Source organism: Longirhabdus pacifica, assembly GCF_004115085.1.
Classification (GTDB): Bacteria; Bacillota; Bacilli; order Paenibacillales; family DSM-105158; genus Longirhabdus; species Longirhabdus pacifica.
Window position 1 is genome coordinate 1 of sequence record NZ_QXJP01000016.1, and the last position, 15,823, is coordinate 15,823.

The window sequence follows — 15,823 nt, forward strand, 5'->3', positions numbered from 1 at the left end:
GCAGGTGATGCAGACACTAAATATAATATTTATAGAAAAAGAAACTACAACGGTGAGTGGGAGAAAATTGCCACAGAAATTGAAGAAACCACGTATACAGACGACGGAGTATGGATTAACAACTACTACTATTACGAAATCGAAGCAGTAAATCAATTTGGCGTTAGTGAAGAAGTTACGCCTATAGGCTTTCAACTACCTATAGTGTAACCATTAAAAATCAGTGAGTTTATGCGGTACGTATGATGACTATGACTACATGCATAACAAAACACAAGGATGTCTCGTTCATCCTTGTGTTTTATTATACGTCTCTATGGCTGATACGATACACTACCTTTAAAATACTTTCTAGAAAGTTCGTTGCTTCTGTCTGACCTCCTTTAATTGTTATATTTTTACTGACTGTTTCATTCATTTATTTTGACATCAAATATTTCTTTCTCCAAAGCAAAAGTAGAAACATCATCAATCGCTAATTTACGTAAGGTAGCTCTATATCCTGCTATAATTTCATGAACTAACAGTCGTTCCACTTCTATTCTTTGTATGGATGTCTGCACTTTTTTTGCCCCTATATCGCCTCTATGTTCCAAATGAAGCAGCATCTCATATTGATGCATGAATATGAGCAATTGGGGTCTTGCAAGCCCTTTGTTCGCATCGTTCAAAATATTTAAAAAATCATCTCTTTTGACGATAAAAGGAGACGACAATAGTAATTCACTGTTCATTTTTTGCTGCATACTTTCCATTGTAATAATAGGCATTTCACTAAAAGAATGCTCTGGTACGATCAACGCTCTCATCATTTCTTGTTTGATGACTAAACCATACAACGGAGCATACACTTCATTCAAACGACGAATATAAATATCTCTATTTTTTTCATATTTAAAGCGCTGTACCGCTACAAAGACCGAAATACCTGTGAAAATAAGCGATAATAACCCCAATGCTTTTATCGTTAAATCGATCGTATCCACCCATAATAGCGTCATGGTACACACCTCGCGAACAGCTTAATGAAGATCATTTCATCTTTAAAAGCTAAAAAGTATACTACACTTTTAATTCAATATATTCCCCTCCATCCATTCCTATGAAAACAAAAAACCGCCCCTACAGGCGGAATAAACATCAAGTATGTAACACCTATCCATGGTGTTATGTTTTCATTTTACAGCAACAAAGAACAAACGCTGCGTCTTCTCATGATAAGGTTCAAATTCAAAATCACCATAAATATGAACTTTACGAAAACCAGCAGTTAGCAACTGTTCCTTTATCCATTGTGGATCATAACTTCGCTGCGCATGATGTTCCTCAAATCTACGAAATAGATGTTCCGATGGTTGATGTTGCTCTTTAATAAACAGAGTGAGGAAATGGTCTATTTGCTGTGATTCATCATCCCAATCACACGTCCATATATAAGCTACATCATCTTCGTCCACATAATATGGCTGATGATCAAAATATGATTTCAACTGCTGCGGATGATGTAAATCAAAAATAAATGTACCTCCATCACGTAAGGCCGTTGCACTGTGCTGTATCATTTGCTGCACGTCATGGTCATGCAACACGTAATTCATGCTGTCACAAAACGAGATCACACTATCTACCTGTTCTTCTACTTGCCAATGCACCATATCTTGCTGCACCCACTGCAATGTTCCGGTTAAAGATTGTTGGCGTGCCTTTTCATTGGCAATGGTTAGCATCGATGATGATATATCGATTCCTGTGACCTTTAAACCGTTCTCCGCTAAAGGAATGCTGATGTTGCCCGTTCCACAACCTAATTCCACTACCGTTTGAGGAAGACTATGCTGTGACCAAACTTGCATGGCAAAATGAACCCACTTTTCATATGGCATATCTTTCATCAAATGATCATACACGTTGGCAAGCTGCTCATATGCTTTCACCTAATCACTACTTTCATATTGCAACATATAGGTTTAGACTTACGTCGTTTCGTTGTCTTGTTCTTTGTTTTTCAAGTACGTCCAGTCGCCTTCTTGATAAATCAGATCCTCTTTCAGCAATCTGCCAATCGCACGTTTAAAAGAAGATTTGCTCACTTGGAAACGTTGTTTGATGATTTCTGCTGGTGTTGCATCTGAATAAGGCATGCCGCCGTTAGGTCTCTTCTTTAAAAAGGCTAACAGTTCATCTGCGAATTGTTCGCGTTCTACTTGTTTTAATGGTCGCATCGACACGTTGACTCTGCCATCTTCCCGCACGTGGGTCACTCTGACTTTCACTCGTTCCCCTACTCTGACTGTTCTACTATGCTCGGTCTCGTGCAAAAATCCTAACGCACCAAATCCAAGTACTCCACCTTCGATAAGAACGAAGCTGCCTATGCGTAAAACCTTATACACTTGCGCATCCAATTCACGGTTTTTCCAACTCTGAGGAGCATGGAAACACATGGCTTCTAACTCATATTCTCCTGCTAATTGCGCTAACATTCTCCCTTGTTTATCTCGGGATAGTTGTACGAGAACGTCATCACCAATCTGAGGTCTATGCTCCTCTAATTCTGGCAAAAACTTTTTAGGAAGTAATAAATGACGACTTAATCCCATATCCAAAAAAAGTCCAAATCTCGGATGACTATCTACCACTTTCAAACTTGCCACTTCCCCATACGAAAGAAGAGGTGTTTTCATGCTTGCAGATAAACGATCCTCTGTATCATGGAGAAGAAATACTTTGATGTGATCTCCAATATCGATTGGTTCTGTTATTTCCGTTTCGTGCAGCAATACGTTGCTTTCTCCATTACTAAGAAAGTAACCGAACACTTCTTTTTTCACTACTTCTAAAGTAGCAAACGTTCCTGCTTCATACATCATGTATTTTCCACTACTTTCGCATCCGACCATAGACGTTCAATACGATAATATTCACGATCTTCACGATGAAAGACATGAACGACAACATCGCCTAAATCAATCAGCACCCATCTACCAGAATCTAAACCCTCTATTCCTTTTACGTCGACACCGCTTTTTACAGCACTTTCTTTGATCGAAGTCGCTATCGCTTGAACTTGTCTCTCAGAATTACCATGTGTGATAACAAAATAATCAGCTACTAAGGAAATCCCTGCTAAGTCCAATGAAACAATGTCTACCCCTTTTTTGTCTTCAATACTTTTTACAACCGTCTTTAATAACTGTTCTGCATTTTTATCCATGTTTTATTCCAACACGCTCCCTTAATTGTTTTTATATTTAGCTTCATTTAATTCATCTATAATGGCATTGCGAGAGAAAATCGTTTGCGGATAAACCTTTTTCCCTTTTTCCAATAAAAATTCAATCGTAGAATCCAAGCCAGCTAGCAACGCTTCATCTAAACTTTTCTTCGCTAACTCTCTTATTTGTTCTACGCCCGGATAAGATCGATTGGGCTCTATATAATCTGCTACACATATCACTTTATCTAACACCGTCATCCCTACTCTGCCAGATGTATGATATTTGATCGCATCCAATATGGCTTGATCTGTAATGCCACAAGTCTCTTCTGCAATGTATGCACCCACTGGCGCATGCCACAGTTGAAATCCGTATTGCAATATTTCTGTTGGTGCATCCGTATGTTTGATCATGTCACGTTGCTCTTCAATAGGCATGTATTTTGCAACATCGTGTAAGATGGCTGCTATGTCTGCTTTTACAGCATCCGCACCATATTGACTAGCCAAAATGACAGCACTATCACGAACACCTTCCGTATGCTGCCATCGTTTGCTTGGCATCTGCTTTTGTACAAATGAAATAATCTGATCACGATTCATATATGTGATTCCCCTTCACATATTCATTTACTCCAGCATGAACATAATATTGAATGGATTGTCCTCGCTTCAGCCTCTCTCTAATGGCCGTTGATGATATATCGATACTGGGCATGGAAACCATCGTTACTTTCTTTGCTATTTCTGGTGGAAGTGCATCCCAATCTATGACCGTGCTACTTCTCTTCACACCAACAAAAGTGACCATGTTAATTAACTTCTCTATTTCAAACCACTGAGGTAGATACATAATCATGTCTGCACCAATGATAAAATAAAATTCGTAGGCAGGATACTGTGCTTGCAGTTGTTCCATTGTCTTTATTGTATATGACGTTTCCCTTGTCTTCAATTCTACATCACAAACACGAAAAGCAGGATGATCAACCGTACAACATTTTACCATCTGTAAGCGCTGATTTGCTGTTGCAACGACCTGATGGTTTTTATGGGGCGGATGATACGTAGGTAAAAACCATACTTCATCCAACTCCATTTGCTCCCAAGCACTTTGAGCTGCAATGAGATGACCTAAATGAGGTGGATCGAATGTTCCACCCATGATCCCGACTCTCATTTTCTTGGAAGTTCGATTGTTCTATTTTCTTTCTCTTCTGCTTGTTTATAGATCACAATCGTTTTTCCTATCAACTGAACTAACTGTGCATCGGAACGTTTTGCAATTTCTTCTGCTACTTCGTTACGGTCGTCCATGTTATTGTTCAAAATGGAAATTTTCATTAATTCCCTTGTTTCTATCGCTTCTTTAATATGTGTAATCAGATGATCGTTCACTCCACCTTTACCTACTTGAAAAATAGGATCTAAGTGATGAGCAAGTGATCTCAAATATCGTTTTTGTTTTCCTGTTAACATACTTTTACCTCTATTCTTTACTTCTATTTTGTAGTGATTCATATACTACTTTTCGCATTTCCTCTACCGGTGCCTGCTTTTTGGTCCAATATTCAAAAGCATAGGCTCCTTGATAAATAAACATACCTAGACCACTGTGCGTAACGCAGCCTTTGGCTTTGGCTTCCCTCAGCCATTTTGTTTCCAGTGGATTATATATAAGATCACTAACAATAACAGGTTTTACTATTTCGTGCAAATTTATTGGTGTTTCATCAATATGAGGATACATCCCCACAGAAGTATTGTTAATGATAATATCCGCTTCGTTGATGATGTCATGCGAAACGGAATCAAGCGAAATGGCACGTGTCGGGACATCATGTATCCCATCAGCGAGCTGTTCCGCTTTTGCTAGCGTACGGTTAGCAATGACAATTTCTTTCGGTTGCTGAAGAGAAAGCGCATATACTACACCTCTCGCTGCTCCACCAGCACCTACCATGACAATGACCTTATCCTTAATGTCCGTTCCTGTCTCTTCCATCAATGACCGTACATAACCGATGCCGTCCGTATTATAGCCGATTAGCTTGCCGTTGTCATTTACAATCGTGTTTACTGCGCCGATCGCACGTGCATCTTCATGAATGTCGTCACAGTAGGACATGACATCTACTTTGTGTGGAATCGTGACGTTTACCCCACCGAATCCTAATGCACGTATACCTTCAATAGCTGCGCCTAATTGATCTGATTTAACTAAAGATGAGGTATAGACGCCGTTAAAACCACTAATGTTAAAAGCATGGTTCATCATGATCGGTGACATAGAGTGCTTAATGGGGTCCCCAATCACAGCAAACATGATACTGCTTGTATTCAACACATCCATCCCCTCCTTTCTTTAACGACACATTCAGATTAATGAATTTCGTAAAATAACATGAACACCTTTTGGGGCATGAATGTTAACCGTAGCACCAGTGGAACCATTCGCTTTGATCCATCCTAATCCACTAATCACCACGTCTTGTTTCATTCCAGCTTTAATCCTAAATTCATGCTTCACTAATGCAGGAAGTGATGCCAAATCATCTTTGGATGGAGGCGTTAACATTTTACCTTTATGGTTGTCATACAATTCATCGGCATTTTCCAGCTTGGTACGATGAATATTAATGGCATTAGACACGTAAAACGTGAACGATTGTCTCTCACCTTCTTTAAAATCAAATCTCGCCAAACTACCTAAAAATAACGTCTGTTCACTATTTAATTGATAAATAGGTGGTTTCAACATTTTTTGTGGCAATATTTTTTGTACGTATTTATTCTGTATCATTTCTGTTAAGCGATCGCCGTATACAATACCCGGCGTATCCACAATGACACTTCCATCATCCATAGGGATTTCCACTTTATTTAATGTCGTTCCAGGATATTGAGAAGTTGTTAATTGCTCATCTAAATCACTGAAATTACGAATTAACCCGTTAATAAATGTAGATTTTCCTACATTTGTTGCACCGATCACGTACACATCTCTTCCATTTCTTATGGATTCTAATGTATGTACAACATTCTCCAAACCACTATCTCGTTTAGCACTGATAAGTTCAATTTTCTCAGGCTTTAAACCGTATTCTTTCGCTAATTGCTGTATCCAATTTATAATTTTATTCGGATTAGTAGATTGCGGTAGCAAATCAAATTTATTCACAACAAAAATAAGGGGTTGATCTTGTATAAACCTACTTAGCCCCCTGATCATACTACCTTCAATATCAAATATATCTACAATATTAACGATGACACAGTCTGTTTCGCCTACATGATGCAAAATACGTAAAAATTCGTTCTCATCTAGCGTATAAGAAGTTGAAGCATCATTATAATGTTTAATACGGAAACAGCGTTGACAAATAAGACGTTCTCTCGTTAACGCTTCTTCTGGAATGTATCCAAGTTCATGCTTCTGTTCATTCTGTAATTTTATTCCACAACCAGAACAATGTTCTGTGTCGCTCATCATTTCACTCATTGCGTTCCCCCCCAGCGATGTCCTTTCTTTTTCAATCTTGATTTAATAATTCTTTCTACCTTACGATTTACACGCGTCATGACACCTTCTACATTAGAAACGGGGTTAACAAGAATCGTAAACATTCCTTGCCTATTCCCACCCAGTACGTCTGTAAGTAATTGATCCCCAACCATCATGGTCTGCTCAGGTTTAGCATCCAAGACGCTCAGCGCTTCAATGAATGCGCTTGCGATCGGTTTACGGGCTTGGTATATAAATGGAACCTGAAGTGGTTCAGCGAAAGCAGATACTCTTTTCTTTTTATTATTTGACACCACCATCACTTTAAAATGGTGGGCTTTCGCTTGTTCAAACCACTTTTCTAATTCAGGTGTTGCATACGCTTCATTAGAGCCAACTAACGTATTATCTAAATCAACGATAATGGCGTTATATCCCTTTTTTTTAAATTCCACCAAATCAATATCATATATTGAATTTACGATCAAAGATGGAACAAATTTGGTTAACAAATAACTTCACCTCATACTTGACCTGTTAAACTTTCTTGTCAAACTATATCACATTGTTGCTTACTCATGCAAAAGATAACAACAGATCCATCATTTCTGTTTTTTTATTTCGGATTTCATGATTTTAATTTTAAGTTTTACTTCTTTTAGGTCCTCACTCGAAAATACAACATTTCCATATTTAGCTTGTTCAAAAACATCTCTTATATAAGTGATTTGCTCATGAATTTGTTCATAGTTTGTTTGTATCCGGCTAAAGTGCTCCCTTATCGTCTCCCCTTCTCTGTACATCGTGCCCTTTTTGTCACTCCAACGTACAAATTGCCAACAAGACGTTATAATTTGCTCGTTTATGGTACGAGAAGTAAAACGATAGTGACTCCATTGAAAACCACGGCTTTTCAATGTGTAAAAGAGTGCAGTAAGCACAATCATGCAACTGATGATGAACATACCAAGCTTGATGTATGACACAACAGTACTTTCTTCTTCCTCTTCCTTCTCTTCTTGCTTCTCTTCTACTTTCTCTTCTTCCTCTTTTTCAACGTTTTGTTCTTCTTCCTCTTCTTGCTCTACTTCTTCCTCCACCACTATTTCTGGCAAGGAAAAGTTGGCAGTTGGTTCAAACGGTATCCAGCCGTAACCTTCAAAATACGCTTCTACCCAAGAGTGAGCATTTCGATTTCGGACAACGTACGTGCCTCCTTCTCCCAACTCTTCCGACTCGACACCAAATCTAAAATTATTATCTGTTTGCAATTGACCGGCAGTATACCCTTTCACCCAGCGAGTTGGGACACCGATCACTCTTCCCATTACCGCTAGCGAAGTGGAGTAATAATCACAATATCCTTCCCTAATATCAAATAAGAAGTTGTATACGAAATCATCGCTACTCCCTTTACTTACATCCGGTGTGTTGGTATAAGGATACGTCGTTTTTAAATAATTTTCCAGACTTTTCATTTTTCCATATAGAGAAGGTTCATCCGCTGTAATCTCTAATGTTAAGTCAATTACTTCTTGAGGAACCACAGTTCCAAGGTCTAAATAGTCCGACCATATTTCGGAAAATCTGCCAGTGGAAGATATTAATCCAACTTCATACAATGCTGCTTCATCAATGACAGGCACTTGTGAAGTGATTTCATAGGAAGAGGGGTAATCTTGTTTCTCATTCCATTTAAAATACTGGCCGTAATAAGCATAATCTAGTGATGTACCAGATAATGATGGTTCATTATTTAACGTCTGGACTCCATCCATGTCGAAAGCTCCAAACAATACGGGATAGGACTTATCTTCCTCCATCGTTATGACCTGTTTTAATTCCTCTGTTATTCTATTGTCCGTATTATACATGTCAAATTCCCAATCTTGCAAAGAGCCCCCAATGTATACTTCAGTTCTGTCATCTATTCTATGTTCCAACCAACCAGAGCCTGTATATAATGATTTTGTTTCTCCACGCCAGTAACTTTTAAACGGAGCTTCAACGGTCATCACAATACTATTATCATATTCAAAAGCACCACCTAACATGGAGTCGTCTCGTCCATATCCAGAAGATTGCACTACAGAAGATGGCTCATCAAACCTCACTTGTTTTCCAGACGTGACAACATCCACCCCTTTACTTTCCATCCAAGCGGTATAAGGGTCGGTTAAAATAGGAGAAACGAACGGAGCAAACCACGCGATAATGAAAAAAATAGAGAATAACACACTAATTTGTACTAAAATTGCCTTTGGTGCAATTTTTATTTTACTCCAGGTGTATGGTTGGTATCGTTGTAAATACTCCACATGATGCGATATCATTAACATTAAACTAGCAAATAATATCCATACGACTTGATCCCATAAAAAGATGGTCGTAAAGGAATCGAAAATACCGAACAAAACAACACTGAACATAGTAAACAACAACACTCTAAGCTTCGTAGAAATCACATGAATGAACATCCATATGATCAACAAAAAACTCACACATATGATACTATACATAAACCATAATAAATTGCCTTCATCGTTAAACTGAAAAAAAATAGGCTCTAATTCGTCTGTGCTTAAAAACGAAGTTTTTTTCGAAACAAAAAAAACGACGATGAGCGTAGACAACAATTGAATGATTCTTTTGAGTTTAACAAAAGTAGGTAAACATAACTCTAACAGTAGAAATACTCCGATCACGAAGTACAACATCCATGTGGACTGTTCTAACCAATAAAATCCATCCGCAAAATCAATATTTGAAATCAATATCATATATTGCATTATTATGATAATCCAAAATATTGCTTTCATAGGATTCATCCATGGGCTCTGTGTGTGTGTTGGCTTCCAGTTCATCATATTGAAGCACCTCCAAGTACTTGTGGGAGTTGCTCCACGTTTTCAATAGCATAACTATACGTCCCCATTTGTTCTAACGTAGTTCTCCATTCTGCATCTTGCTTCTGTTCATGATGCTCCATCACAATGTGACATCCAAACAGTCTCTGCATCTTTAACTGTGTAAATAACTTCACCATGTCTTCTCCCTTTTGTGGAGAAACAATAATAACGAGGCTATCTTTCGTCATGTCTTTCCAGTACGTTTCAAGTGAAGTGCGGACACTGCATTGTTCTTGAGTGTGAACTTCAATAAGGTGATGAAGCAATCTAGTATAATGCTGCTCGCCACGTGCAGCAGCAAAATAATGATAATTGGATGTCATCAGTCCTTGGTTTAATCCTTGCTTATGACCGTAGTTTAAAATAGAAGCAGCAGTGGAAACCGCTGTTTCGAATTGTTGATCATTTACATAATTTTGTTGCAATACGTCTAAGATGACATACATTTTGGGCATAGATTCACGTTCAAACTCTTTTGATTTCCAATTTCCTGTCTTCGCCGTCATATTCCAATGTATTTTAGATAATTTATCTCCATACACGTAATCTCTCACACCGTCAATTTGCGTTGTTTCTTTGGAGTGACGAATAGAAGCAGTGTGTTGATATATCCCTTTACTCCACAAACTGGCTAATGTCCACTTGCGAACATGCACGGTTTTGGGCAATACTTTTATTTGTTTATGTAATGAAAGGGAACCTTCGTGTTGAAAAAAACCAAAAATATCTTCGGTGAAACATTTCATATCATCAAACACATACACTCCTCTTGGAAGCGGAGCTGTTTTATACTCCAATTCCATGTTCCTATTCCAGCCAAGTACCCCTGTCGTATCATAGGTATAAAACTGACTTGGGTTAGATAGATTTCTTATCCCGTCTTTGGTCATCAAATAAGGAATAGGCCAAAATCCTGGAATGTGAATGTGTACTTTTACATGTAGCTTTGTATCATGAGCAAGCGTATCATTTTCATTTACATTGACGAATGTTCTGGTTCCTTTTGCTGCCCTTACACCACTCCACTTCCCTAATGAAATATATAGAATAAGTAGAGTAACGATAAGAAACAACATATTTGCTAATTTACCACCTTGAAACAATAAGAAAAACAAGCTGCTCATAAAGATGAAACCCATCATCCATACTTTTTTATTTGCTGTTCTTCTCCTCATCTTTGCCCCTGTCACGTTTGGTCTCATGCCTATTTCACCAATCGCATCGGAACTTTCGTACTGTTCAATATACCATCTATCATTTCCATCTCTGACCGCTCACTCGTCATCGCTTCCACTTTTAATTTGATACGATGACCTAATAAATAAGGGGCTATTTGTTTAATATCATCAGGTATGACATAGTTTCGTTGTCTAACAAGCGCATGTGCTTTAGCAGCCTTAAATAAAGCGACAGTCGCCCTCGGGCTGGCACCTAAAGCGATCTGTGCATGCCTTCTTGTCATGCGTACAATGTCCACCCCATAACGTACGATTTCTGCATCTAAGTGGACTTCCTGTACTTTTCTTTGTAATTGTACTAATGTATTTACATCTGTAACCGCTTGTAATTTTTGCAGTGGGTGAATGTTGTTCTGTTCCAATATCATCCGCATTTCTGTCTCTTTATCAGGATAACCGACGCTAATTCTAAACATAAACCGATCCAATTGCGCTTCTGGTAGTGTGTACGTTCCTTCAAAGTCTATGGAATTCTGTGTTGCCATCACTAAAAACGGGTGTGGAAGAGCATACGTTTTTCCGTCCATTGTAATTTGTCTCTCTTCCATTGCTTCTAACAATGCCGACTGTGTTTTGGTCGTAGCACGGTTAATTTCATCTACTAAAAGTAAATTCGTCATCACAGGTCCAGGTCGAAACGTAAAATCTTCTTCTCTTGGATGATAGATTGACACCCCCGTAATGTCGGTAGGAAGCAAGTCAGGATTACACTGAATACGATGAAAATCTCCCTCGATAGACTTCGCGAGCGACTTCATTAATACGGTCTTGCCCGTTCCTGGTACATCTTCTAGCAATATGTGGCCTTGTGCCAGCAAAGCTGTTACGATAATTTCTATCTCTTCTCTCTTGCCATATATACACTTCTCCATGTTATCTACTATATGATGAATTACTTTCAAGTCTTCCATTCTATCAGCTCCCTATGTAAGTACAATATAATAGTTCAACGTATCTAAAGTTTCACCCTTACATGATGCTGTAAATATCCTTGGATGCACTATATTTGTGTATCAATACACTTGGTTGTCGGTGTAACTATATCTGTTACATTAAACGCGAAAAAAGTAAGAAAGTTTCCTTTTTTCCACTTCACTACATAAGTTGGGCTGGCTGCTGAGGCGTAAACTTGTATTCCATCATTTCTCCTCTTATATCATATAAGCTCTGATGCATGCACCAGAGCTTATACAACTTTTTTTGTATTCAGTTCAATTAAAATGATTACTTCTTGCCCGCTACTTCAGCCTTCTTGCCAATGTCCTAATGAACATTATTTATCTCTCCATTTTTCAACCGTAATTTCAAGTACGGTAGAGTCACCGTCCCATGTGTAGCTTCGATTAGCAATATCATTACCATCACTATCGACTTCCACCGTTTCCCATGATCCACGAGTGATTTTAAATTCAAAAGAATCCGATGGCTCTGTTAAAATAATGACATACGTATCATCAGCAATTTCCGTTAACTTATATGCATTGGATCCTGCATCCCATCCATTTAAGGAACTCGCGAAGTAAACGTCATCGTTACCTGTATCGGCAGGAACTTTTACTTCTATCGTCAATTGATCAACATCTGGCTCTCCTTCTAAGATCTCGCCGTTCATCACAGTATAGACGCCAACATCAAATTTATAATTTTGTCCATAGTTATTATCCCAGTTGCCATTCCCGTCATTAAACACTGCTTCTAATTGAGTATAATCACCTAAAGAGACAGTATACTTACTAAACCCAGCATAGCTAGATTCATCCATAGGTACACCAGGCACATCGGTCCACGTTCCACCTACAGGGCTATAGTGAATGTTAGGATTCTCAAATCCTCGCTGATAAAATACAGTTACCTCATTATTTTTGACATCATCTGTAGTCACTACTAACGGAATACTTGCATTGGACTCATTTCCCGCTTCATCTTTAGCCTTTACCGTATACGAATACGTTGTTGCTGGTGATACATCGAGATCAGTATAACTAGTTCCAGTAGTGGAATCTATTTTTAGCTCATTACGATAAATATCATAACCTGTTACCCCAACATTATCTGTGGAAGCTGTCCAACTCAATTCAACACTGTTACTTGTTGTACTTACTGTTTGCAAGTCAGTAGGAACGGTTGGTGCAACATCATCTACATCATCATCTTTCGTCGTTACCACTAACGGAGTACTTGCATTGGACTCATTACCCGCTTTATCTTTAGCTGTTACCGTATACGTATACGTCGTTGCTGGTGATACATCGGTATCTGTATAACTAGTTCCAGAAATAGAAGCTATTTTTTCCTCATCACGATAAATATCATAACCTGTTACCCCAACATTGTCTGTGGAAGCTGTCCAACTCAATTCAACACTGTTATTTGTTACACTCACTGTTTGCACGTCAGCAGGAACAGTTGGTGCAACATCATCATCTCCACCAGATCCAGGGTCACTAGTACTCCATGTCTCCCCATCGTACCAGCTTTCCTGTGTTCTTAAAAATCCTTCTTCACCTGATCCAGGAGTTTGATTTCCTTTATTATCTTTGAACAAAATTCTCGCCTGTTCTACAAAAGGAACTGCATCGCTCTCAATGGTGTAATAGTACCAATCATTCCCTTCACTAATCATCTTAGGAGCCCCATCCCAAGTTGGTTCATCGATAGATGGACTGGTCTTATAAAAATATATTTGTGGATGTCCCCAATTTTCAGGCTTTTTATAGTGAATCGTTAGCGGTTGACGCTCTTCTTTATCGTATTCATACGTCTGTGTGGACAAACCATATTCGTTTTCTGCAAATAATTTTAACGTTACAGAATCACCATACTGCATAGAAGATCCAATCGTTATCTTTTCGCCATCTACATATGCAATTCCGTTTGTAGATGGATCAGAGCCGTTCAATGTGTAATACCCATTATCTACGTTCTTTGCTTTTAATGTAATATCTAAAGTATCCGTGTAAAATGCTCCCCCAGCAGGACTTGCAGAAACACTTGCTACAGGGGTGCTGTCACCAGCTTGTTCAATCAACACAACACCTTGCTCATGCGCATCAAACGTAACCTTGCCTCCACTAACTGTTGTCTCTTCTCCTGTATAAAAATCTTGTACTGGTGTTCCATCTGAAAATACAGAAGAAACATCGATTGTTACTGTTCCATTAGCACCAAGTGCTGCAACGATTTTATCTTCTACTCCATCTTTATTATACGTTCTACTAAATGCGTAAGGAGAATCTTGTAATTTCTTATGTTCTCCAGCACCTACCGCAATATGCTGGTTACGGAACTGACCTAGTATCTGCCAATGAGATAATACGTTTTGGTTAATACCGTCCCAATTCATATGTGTACGTGAAGGCTGATCCCAAGGCCAATCGTTAGCACGAGGTCTTGCTGTCTCATCCCCATAAAAAATTTGCACGCCTCCAGGTAGTAACAGTAGTGTTGTACCCGCATTAACTAAGTTACCTCGACTATATAAATCTTTATCGTGAGAAGAAATGTAACTCAACATGTTGAAACTATCATCTGAATTAATCTTGCTAGCATATTCACTATAAATACCCTCTACATTGTTTAGGTTTCCAGCTTGACCTTGAAAGGTGAAGTTGATGATAGAATCAAATCCATTGTAGAAGTATTCACTTTTTCCAACGCCATGTCCCCAAACTTCTCCTGTCATCCAAAAATCACGATCATCTAGTGCTTTATCTGGGTTATTGTCTTTCCATTCTTTCAAAGCATCTACTGATTCTTGCTTTAATTCTTTCCATACTGACATGTCCACATGCTTGGCAGTATCAATTCTAAATCCATCTACACCGTACTCTCTAACCCAATCTGTAATCCATTTAATCATATAGTTTTTTACATAACGTTGTTTACCTGTACGGTTAAAAAATGCATCCAGTTCCGCTTTTTCCTGTGCTTCTTTCTGATTATCCCATTTGGTCTGTAAAATAGGAGGCAGATCTACGATTTTTGTTGATTCCGTTTTTAAGTCTGGCAAATCACCAACACATAATGTTTTATCATCGCCTCCACAATTATCATAACCCGCTACATTCTTGGCTCTAATCCAGTCCGATCCGTACCAATTTTGCCAAGAGCCAGCATTGTTTCGAGAAATATAATTGTTATATGTTTCATAGTGAGCATCTGTTTCCTTACTATTGTAGTAATAGTTATACCAACCATTGTTCAATTGACCAAATTGATATTGTTCCATGTCTTTCATGGATTCATATCCTGTGTGGTTCATTACAATATCAAAAACAACACGAATGCCGTTTTCATGTGCCGTATCAATAAACGTTTTTAAATCTTCCTCCGTTCCCATATTTCCATCTATCTCAGTCCAATCCAACGTATAATACCCATGGTATGCGTAGTGTCTGAAATTCTTACCCCCAACCCATCCGTGCACTTGCTCAAATGGCTGAGTAATCCAAATCGCGTTAACTCCTAAATCTGTGAAATAACCTTCGTTTAATTTTTTTGTAAGCCCTTTCAAATCTCCGCCATGAAATGTACCAATTTTATTTTCATAACCAGGGATTGGATTCCCGTTTGTATCTAACTCCCTACCGTAAGCGTGGTTGTTACTAGAGTCTCCATCATAAAAACGGTCCGTCATTGCAAAATAAACGGTAGCGTTATCCCATGAGAAGTTATCACTAGATTCATCATTGCTTGTATTGGAAATAGCCTGAACGGTACTCTCATTAAATAAGTTTTCTTGTGTACCAAAGCCTTCTTCCATCGCAAAAGAAGTGTTCATTCCACTAAACATACCAGTAATAAGTAGCGTTGCAATCAAAAATATTGCAAATAAAGTTCTTTTTGTGGTTCGTATCATTATTGGTCATCCCTTTTCATTTTTTATAGTATTGCAAATGTAAACGGATAAAACTTCACTACACTTCCTGCACTCTCCTTCCCATTTACTTTGAAA

Annotated in this window: 15 protein-coding genes; 1 reads left to right on the top strand and 14 read right to left on the bottom strand. The window is 38.4% G+C overall.

Going from position 1 to position 15,823, the window contains the following annotated elements; translation table 11 throughout:
* Positions 1 to 210 (top strand): fibronectin type III domain-containing protein (locus D1Z92_RS17330; RefSeq protein WP_164931593.1); only part of this gene is annotated, 210 nt, incomplete at its 5' end.
* A gap of 200 nt (positions 211 to 410) precedes the next feature.
* On the opposite strand, the gene D1Z92_RS11745 is transcribed toward D1Z92_RS17330, so the two are convergent.
* From D1Z92_RS11745 to D1Z92_RS11810, 14 genes are all read right to left on the bottom strand, one after another.
* Complete coding sequence (locus tag D1Z92_RS11745; RefSeq protein ID WP_128895871.1) at positions 411 to 1,001, bottom strand: hypothetical protein; 591 nt, start codon at positions 999 to 1,001, stop codon at positions 411 to 413.
* A gap of 174 nt (positions 1,002 to 1,175) precedes the next feature.
* Complete coding sequence (locus D1Z92_RS11750; RefSeq protein ID WP_128895872.1) at positions 1,176 to 1,934, bottom strand: class I SAM-dependent DNA methyltransferase; 759 nt, start codon at positions 1,932 to 1,934, stop codon at positions 1,176 to 1,178.
* A gap of 39 nt (positions 1,935 to 1,973) precedes the next feature.
* Positions 1,974 to 2,870 carry a CvfB family protein gene (locus D1Z92_RS11755; RefSeq protein ID WP_128895873.1) on the bottom strand — a complete coding sequence of 299 codons (897 nt, stop codon included), beginning with the start codon at positions 2,868 to 2,870 and terminating at the stop codon, positions 1,974 to 1,976.
* Positions 2,867 to 3,214: a ribosome silencing factor gene (gene rsfS, locus D1Z92_RS11760; RefSeq protein WP_128895874.1), complete on the bottom strand. Its 348-nt coding sequence runs from the start codon at positions 3,212 to 3,214 to the stop codon at positions 2,867 to 2,869. The genes D1Z92_RS11755 and rsfS overlap by 4 nt, the downstream gene beginning before the upstream one ends.
* A gap of 21 nt (positions 3,215 to 3,235) precedes the next feature.
* Positions 3,236 to 3,820, bottom strand: a complete 585-nt coding sequence (gene yqeK, locus D1Z92_RS11765) for a bis(5'-nucleosyl)-tetraphosphatase (symmetrical) YqeK (RefSeq protein ID WP_128895875.1) — start codon at positions 3,818 to 3,820, stop codon at positions 3,236 to 3,238.
* Positions 3,810 to 4,382: a nicotinate-nucleotide adenylyltransferase gene (locus tag D1Z92_RS11770; protein ID WP_240666711.1), complete on the bottom strand. Its 573-nt coding sequence runs from the start codon at positions 4,380 to 4,382 to the stop codon at positions 3,810 to 3,812. The genes yqeK and D1Z92_RS11770 overlap by 11 nt, the downstream gene beginning before the upstream one ends.
* 11 nt (positions 4,383 to 4,393) lie before the next feature.
* Complete coding sequence (yhbY, locus tag D1Z92_RS11775; RefSeq protein WP_128895877.1) at positions 4,394 to 4,696, bottom strand: ribosome assembly RNA-binding protein YhbY; 303 nt, start codon at positions 4,694 to 4,696, stop codon at positions 4,394 to 4,396.
* A gap of 10 nt (positions 4,697 to 4,706) precedes the next feature.
* Entirely contained in the window at positions 4,707 to 5,570 is an 864-nt protein-coding gene (gene aroE / locus D1Z92_RS11780; protein WP_128895878.1) for a shikimate dehydrogenase, read from the bottom strand.
* Positions 5,571 to 5,594: 24 nt separating this feature from the next.
* The gene (gene yqeH / locus D1Z92_RS11785; RefSeq protein ID WP_240666712.1) at positions 5,595 to 6,719 is read right to left on the bottom strand and encodes a ribosome biogenesis GTPase YqeH; all 1,125 of its coding nucleotides are present in this window, start codon (positions 6,717 to 6,719) and stop codon (positions 5,595 to 5,597) included.
* On the bottom strand, positions 6,716 to 7,234 hold the full coding sequence (locus D1Z92_RS11790; RefSeq protein ID WP_128895879.1) for a YqeG family HAD IIIA-type phosphatase: 519 nt from the start codon (positions 7,232 to 7,234) through the stop codon (positions 6,716 to 6,718). Before D1Z92_RS11790 ends, yqeH begins: the two co-directional genes overlap by 4 nt.
* A 90-nt stretch (positions 7,235 to 7,324) precedes the next feature.
* Positions 7,325 to 9,589, bottom strand: a complete 2,265-nt coding sequence (locus D1Z92_RS11795; RefSeq protein WP_128895880.1) for a transglutaminase TgpA family protein — start codon at positions 9,587 to 9,589, stop codon at positions 7,325 to 7,327.
* Positions 9,586 to 10,833, bottom strand: coding sequence for a DUF58 domain-containing protein (locus D1Z92_RS11800; RefSeq protein WP_128895881.1), 1,248 nt, complete (start codon positions 10,831 to 10,833; stop codon positions 9,586 to 9,588). Before D1Z92_RS11800 ends, D1Z92_RS11795 begins: the two co-directional genes overlap by 4 nt.
* A 2-nt stretch (positions 10,834 to 10,835) precedes the next feature.
* Entirely contained in the window at positions 10,836 to 11,780 is a 945-nt protein-coding gene (locus tag D1Z92_RS11805) for an AAA family ATPase (protein WP_128895882.1), read from the bottom strand.
* Between the two features lie 362 nt (positions 11,781 to 12,142).
* Positions 12,143 to 15,727, bottom strand: coding sequence for an alpha-amylase family glycosyl hydrolase (locus D1Z92_RS11810; protein ID WP_128895883.1), 3,585 nt, complete (start codon positions 15,725 to 15,727; stop codon positions 12,143 to 12,145).
* Positions 15,728 to 15,823 lie beyond the last annotated feature (96 nt).